This is a genomic window from Methylobacterium pseudosasicola (assembly GCF_900114535.1).
GTDB classification, from domain to species: Bacteria; Pseudomonadota; Alphaproteobacteria; order Rhizobiales; family Beijerinckiaceae; genus Methylobacterium; species Methylobacterium pseudosasicola.
Map to the genome: position 1 here is coordinate 1 of NZ_FOTK01000100.1, position 5,604 is coordinate 5,604.

Sequence of the window (5,604 nt, forward strand, 5' to 3'; positions counted from 1 at the left end):
GCAGAGATGCGGCGGATCAAACGCTGGGTGCACGAGGACGTGCTCGATGCGATGCAGGAGCGGCTCGACCGGATGCCAGACGCGATGAAGATCCGTCGCCAGACGGTGGAGCACCCATTCGGCACACTGAAGGCCTGGATGGGAGCAACACACTTCCTGACCCGGACCTTGGCGAAGGTCAGGACCGAGATGAGCTTGCAGGTTCTGGCCTACAACATGAAGCGGATGATCCAGATCTTCGGGGTCGGTCCGCTGATGGCGGCGATCCGGGCCTGAAGGCCACCACTTCGCTCTGCGACACTCTCAGGACCTTCGCCTTGAACCTAAGGGATCTGCGTTCTCACACGGCCTCAGCCCGATGCGCGTGATGAAGTCGTCGTCAGTCAGCCTGTCGATCAATCCGTTGACGGATGAAAGCTCGGCGGACCGCTGGTCGCGTTCGATCTTCTTGAGCGAACTCATGGCCCGACTCCCGGAACGCCGATGGCGGATGGCGGGCTGATCGCCGCGAGCGCAGCCTGATCATCCGCCAGATCCTCTAAACGAACCGCCAACATCCCTTTCCAAACATTATCACCACGGCGATGGGAAAAAAGGCTGCCGTAATACCGGGTGCTGTCAACGAGTATTTCCGGGCTGCCGTTCATGTCGAGCAACATAGAGTCCACGTCGAACAAGAATTTTACCTTAGCTCTGTTCAAAAAATGTCCATGCGACGCCATCCATGGCGCCCTCTGAGCTGGGCCTTGAAGCGCTGACGGTCGGTAGAAGAACGTCATTACATCGATGTCCTTCGGATCTTTCTTCTCAACGAAGCTTCCGTCGATCCATTGGAACCCCCGCGTGATGCCGGAAGCTCTGAGGCTTGAACGAAAATTCAACCATCCAAGCAAGATTTCTTGGCGCCGCGCACTGGTCCCGAAAGTGGCGAGGACTTCCTGTGCGCTCACCCGGTAAGGCGTCATATCTTCAGGTGCCCCGCCCGGCCCGTGCGGACCGACAAAGGGCGGGAGAACACCATCGATCGTGAAGGCGGGGATCGGCATCTCAGATCCTCAATGCTCGTCCCTCGTCCCGTCCTTCCGCTCCCGGAACCGGATCCCTGCCCCGCCGCCGTTCTAGGGGATGAACTCCAGGCCGGCGGTTTCGCTCGCTGCAATCATTCTGAGGAGGCCTCTGGCTTCAACCTGGGGCGTACACCCGCGGCGTGTCCGTTCTCGGGGGTAAATTCCAGGCCAGCACCCTCGAAGACGCGGCGGATGTCGACCAGCTTGTCGGACATCGTTTTCGGGATGCCTTCGCTCTTTTCCATGCGCTTGATCGTGGTCGCAGAGACGCCGGATGCCTCCTCAAGCCTCGCGACCGACCAATTCAAGTAGCCCCGCGCCATCCGTATCTGCGCACCCGTGAGCATCTAAACCTCAATCGCCTAATTTAGGCCACCAAGCGCCCAAAATTGGTTGACATCAGCAGCATATAATCCATTTTAGGCCAATAAGCGCCGAAAATAAAGCGCTGTCCGCCCGGATTGGTCGCTATGCCCCACCGCACCGTCTCCTGGAACACCCTTCCCCGCAGCCTGCACGACAGCCGGCCGGCCGTCGCACCCGGCCTGCTCTCAGCAAAGGCTCGCATCGACATGACGGTGCGCACTACCCGCCGCCCGCTGTTCGCCGCAGGCCAGTTCGACCGCGGCGCCATCATGTCGGCCGCCGCCTCTGCCGCCCGCGCCCATCAGGAGCGCTTCGGCTGCACCTGGGCCGAGGCCATGTCGGTCTGCCTCACAGCCGCGTGGCGTGCCGCCAAGATGGCCCGCCACATGGCTGCTCACTGATAGCATGAGTCCAGAAGCCGTTTTCATGCCTCTTAGCGGCTGAAAGCCGAGCCTGCCCAGACACTTGGGCCACTGAGTCGACCCTCCTCTTTCTGACCGCCGCCACGAGCCCTCACCGGAGCCCGAACGATGACGCACGCCCGTATTCCCGATTTCTCGCAGCCCGCCCCGGTCCGCACCGCGCAGCCGGCCTCGTCGGTCCGTCGCCGCCTCCCGACCGACGGCCGGTTCCTGAACCTCCCGAACGAGCCCCTGCCGGGCGAGCTCGACGCCTGGGAGATCGTCGAGCCGATCCGGCCCGAGACCCCGCACGCCCGCGCCTTCCGCTTCCTCGACGTCGCCGGCGAGTTGCTGGCCGCCGTCTTCATCATCGGCGGTGGCATGGTGCTCACCGGCCTCGCCTCCCTCCTCTGACCCGACCCGCAACCTGCCGCGGGCCGGACGCTCGCGGACCTCATCCGGAGATCCACGACATGACCCTGCGCACCTCCTTGCAGCGCCTCATCGGCCGCGACCCCGCCCGCCTTTCGCTGCGCGAGCGCGCCGCCGAGACCGCCGCCCGCCTCGCCGCGTCCAAGCCGGCCGCCGACGCCGCGACCGCGGACCCTCCCACACTGGCCGATGCCGCCCTGACCGTGGCGGCCGCCGACCTTCAGCGCGTGGAGGCGACGATCGCCGCCATCCCGACCGCGCCGGGCCAGGACCTCGATGACGTGCTGGGCTACGGCATCCTCGATGCCGCGGCGGACAGGGCCGCCGACGTCCTCACCAACACGCCCGCGGACAGCCTTATCGGCCTGCAGGCCAAGGCCGCCGCCATCCTGTCGGACCGGTTCTCGGTCCCATCGCCCGAGGCGCTGGAGATGGCGCACAGCCTTGCCCGGGACGTGCTCAACGTCCAGCCGGTTGAGCAGCGACCCCTGCCAGCTCCCGACAGCCCCGAGGCGCTGACGCAGTTCGAGGCTGCCTGTCGCGAGCACACCCGCCGCACCGAGTTCGCCAACGGCTACCCCGACCTCAAGCGCACGGTCCTAGAATGGTGGACCCAGGACAACCTTCGGAAGGCACTGGAGGCGGGCGAGATCGATCCGGCCGAATGCGCGCGGCTCCTGCGCATGGCCTCCGAGCGCGAGCTGCGGATGGCCCAGGTCGAGCACGATCTGGACCTCGGACCTCTGGAGATCCTGGCCTTCGCCGGCGCGCATGGGACCCCGCCGGGGGTTGAGGAAGAACCGACCGATCCGATCTTCGAACTGATCGACGCCCACCACGCCGCCTTCTGCACGTGGGACACAGCGGCTTCCGCCGCCGGCAATGCCCACCCGTCCGACCCTGGTCTGCAGGAAGCCCGGAAGGCGACGATCCCACTCCTGCACGCCCAGGAGAGCGCGTTCATGGCCCTGGTCGGCAGCCTGCCGGCCTCGCTGTCCGGCCTCATGGCGCTGACCGACTACCTGCCCACCGCCCTCGCCTTGCGCGGCAGCCACGAGGCCGACGACGAAGCGGCACTGACCGTCGGCGGCCTCTGCGCATCCATTCGCAAACTCGTTGCCGAGCGCAAGGTGACGGCCGCGCCCGGCGCAGAACCAACCGACTGGTACAGCCCGTCGCCTGGCTTCATGGCCTCGCCAGCCATCGAGCCCACGCACTTCGCTCTCATTCCGCACGCCCTGCGGGTCGAGCTGGACCGCCTGCACTGCATCGCGGTCCGCGAGTTCGAGCGGCAGGTTCGGCCGGACACTGCCCCCGAGCTCCGGGAGCGGCTGCGCCGGCTCTTGAAGATCGACATCTTCGAGGCCGCGTCGTTGAGTGGCGATGCCCAGATCCTGGTCCTGGGGATGGAACTGGACGCGGTGCACACCCGCTGGCGGGCGTCCCTGCCGGCGCACAACGAGGCGCAGGCCCGTTTCTCGTGGGCAGAGCAGGACGCAAAGGCGCAGGGGAAGGACGTCTGGGCCGCTCACGAGGCCGTCTGGGACGAGCCCGGCGTGCGCGAGGCCATTGGCCTGTTCGAGGACATCTGCGCCGAACTGGATCCCATCTGCCGGAAGATCTGGGCCACTCCAGCCAGAACGCCCCTCGGGCTGGCCGTGAAGGCCCGCGCCTCGCTGGTGATGATCTTCGCCTGCGGCGAATACGAGGCTGGCCGCGACCTCGGGGAGAACGAGGACCTGACCGAGCAGTCGGCCCGCCACCTGATCGAGGCCTGCTGCGCCTTCGCGGGCGTGAACTGGAAGGGAGAGTTGCTGGACGGCAGCCAACTGACCGCCCCCGTCGCCAGCCAGGATCGGCCGACGCCGGGCCTCGTTGGCATGGTCGACTTCGCGGCCGCCTCGCTGGATGAGCTGCAGTCGCTCCGCGACCTCGCCGACCAGGTCGGTGGCGTGGCCTACGCCACGATGTGGACAGGGCGCTGCAAGGGCCGCGGCGGACATTACAATGCCGTCGGCGAGCTGACGCAGTGGCTTGGCGACGCCCTGACCGACGTGGAGACCGCCGCCTTCGACGAGGCCCGGCGACGCAGGCCGACGACCCACGCCGACCGCGAAACCCGGCTGAAGATGCTGGCCCGCCCGGTGATCCAGAACGGCGACCCTGACGAGATCGCCGCTTTTGCCGGCGAGTTGGCGGCTCACTCCCTGGCCGAACTCCAGGGCCGCTGACAGCGGCTCCCACCCCTCTGTCGCTGCGCGTACCGCCCCGGCCGGATCCCGCCGGGCCTCTCCCTTCACACCCCGAGACTAAACCATGGGCAACGTGCTCACCTTCACCCCGCGTCCGAAACCGGTCGCGCTGGAGATCCCGGAGCCGCTGGCCGGCGGCGCCCTCCGCGCCAGCCTTGAAGAGGCCGCACAGGTCGCCCTCGACGCGGCGGACCGGATCATCGCCGTGCTCGACCGTATGGACGGGGATGCGGACCTTGAGGATGGCGCCGACGCCGAACCGTCCCTGGCGGCGCCCGAGAACCACCACGGCTCTCAGGTCACATGGCTGCGTGGCAACGAACGGGACCGCGAGGCCGAGGCGCCCGAAACCGTGTTGCCGGAGGTGGCGAACGTGATCGAGGTGGAGCCCCTGCGTTGGGGTGGCCGCGGAAACGTTGTCGCCGCGGCCGGGTCGCTGCTTGTGGCCTTACTGGAACGGGCGTGACGCAGGCTGCATCAGGTCCCGAAGCGGATGCCGGCGCGCTCTCGCGCATCATCGTCAGCCGCCGGGATCCCCATCAGAACCCGTGCAGGATGGGTATGTACGATCCGAACGTTCTTCGGAACCCAACCGCATCCTATGCAAACAGCGTAGGTCCACCGCCCCCAAAGATTTGAGTTATGTTTATCGACAGATCTTTGTCTTTCCCTTGCCTTCGCAATAAGTTGCTTGGTTTTTTTTGGCCTTCTCATCGCTAGTTATGTCAGAATTATTTGTTGGAACATCCCTTCTAGAGGCTGTTATGGACCTGGGTCGGGCTGATGCTCAGATGAGCGGGGATGAGCGCGACCCGCAAGCCGTATCCGTCCGATGTTTCCGATGAGGAGTGGGCGCTGGTTGCGCCCTACCTGACGCTGCTGCGTGAGGATGCCGGTCAGCGTGAGCATGCGTTGCGCGAGGTGTTCAACGGCCTGCGCTACGTGGTCAGGAGCGGCTGCCCGTGGCGGCTGATGCCCCACGACCTGCCGCCCTGGTTTGCCGTGTATCAGCAGGCCCAGCGCTGGCTGGCGGCCGGCTGTTTCGAGCAGCTGGCCGAGGACCTGCGTGCGGTGCTGCGCATGGCG

At 66.4% G+C, this 5,604-nt stretch carries 8 protein-coding genes; 6 read left to right on the forward strand and 2 right to left on the reverse strand.

Going from position 1 to position 5,604, the window contains the following annotated elements:
* Positions 1-276: transposase (locus tag BM228_RS33025; protein ID WP_139234347.1), on the forward strand; the 276-nt coding region annotated here is incomplete at its 5' end.
* Positions 277-458: 182 nt separating this feature from the next.
* On the opposite strand, the gene BM228_RS33030 is transcribed toward BM228_RS33025, so the two are convergent.
* The gene (locus BM228_RS33030) at positions 459-1,046 is read right to left on the reverse strand and encodes a DUF6932 family protein (protein WP_092047496.1); all 588 of its coding nucleotides are present in this window, start codon (positions 1,044-1,046) and stop codon (positions 459-461) included.
* 113 nt (positions 1,047-1,159) lie between these two features.
* A complete protein-coding gene (locus tag BM228_RS33040) occupies positions 1,160-1,414 on the reverse strand; it encodes a helix-turn-helix domain-containing protein (protein WP_092047497.1) in 255 nt (84 codons plus the stop codon).
* A gap of 123 nt (positions 1,415-1,537) precedes the next feature.
* On the opposite strand from BM228_RS33040, the gene BM228_RS33045 reads away from it, so the two are divergent.
* The 5 genes from BM228_RS33045 to BM228_RS33065 all read left to right on the forward strand — a co-directional run.
* Positions 1,538-1,834: a hypothetical protein gene (locus tag BM228_RS33045; RefSeq protein WP_092047498.1), complete on the forward strand. Its 297-nt coding sequence runs from the start codon at positions 1,538-1,540 to the stop codon at positions 1,832-1,834.
* 129 nt (positions 1,835-1,963) lie between these two features.
* Positions 1,964-2,248, forward strand: a complete 285-nt coding sequence (locus BM228_RS33050) for a hypothetical protein (protein WP_092047499.1) — start codon at positions 1,964-1,966, stop codon at positions 2,246-2,248.
* A gap of 59 nt (positions 2,249-2,307) precedes the next feature.
* Complete coding sequence (locus tag BM228_RS33055) at positions 2,308-4,497, forward strand: hypothetical protein (protein WP_092047500.1); 2,190 nt, start codon at positions 2,308-2,310, stop codon at positions 4,495-4,497.
* A gap of 85 nt (positions 4,498-4,582) precedes the next feature.
* Positions 4,583-4,984 carry a hypothetical protein gene (locus BM228_RS33060; RefSeq protein ID WP_092047514.1) on the forward strand — a complete coding sequence of 134 codons (402 nt, stop codon included), beginning with the start codon at positions 4,583-4,585 and terminating at the stop codon, positions 4,982-4,984.
* Between the two features lie 335 nt (positions 4,985-5,319).
* Positions 5,320-5,604: transposase (locus tag BM228_RS33065; RefSeq protein WP_139234160.1), on the forward strand; the 285-nt coding region annotated here is incomplete at its 3' end.

Excerpts from the sequence above, each read along its gene's own strand:
- BM228_RS33045 (WP_092047498.1), top strand. The coding sequence starts at position 1,538 with ATGCCCCACCGCACCGTCTCCTGGAACACCCTTCCCCGCAGCCTGCAC.
- BM228_RS33055 (WP_092047500.1), top strand. The coding sequence starts at position 2,308 with ATGACCCTGCGCACCTCCTTGCAGCGCCTCATCGGCCGCGACCCCGCC.
- BM228_RS33030 (WP_092047496.1), bottom strand. The coding sequence starts at position 1,046 with ATGCCGATCCCCGCCTTCACGATCGATGGTGTTCTCCCGCCCTTTGTC.
- BM228_RS33040 (WP_092047497.1), bottom strand. The coding sequence starts at position 1,414 with ATGCTCACGGGTGCGCAGATACGGATGGCGCGGGGCTACTTGAATTGG.
- BM228_RS33050 (WP_092047499.1), top strand. The coding sequence starts at position 1,964 with ATGACGCACGCCCGTATTCCCGATTTCTCGCAGCCCGCCCCGGTCCGC.
- BM228_RS33060 (WP_092047514.1), top strand. The coding sequence starts at position 4,583 with ATGGGCAACGTGCTCACCTTCACCCCGCGTCCGAAACCGGTCGCGCTG.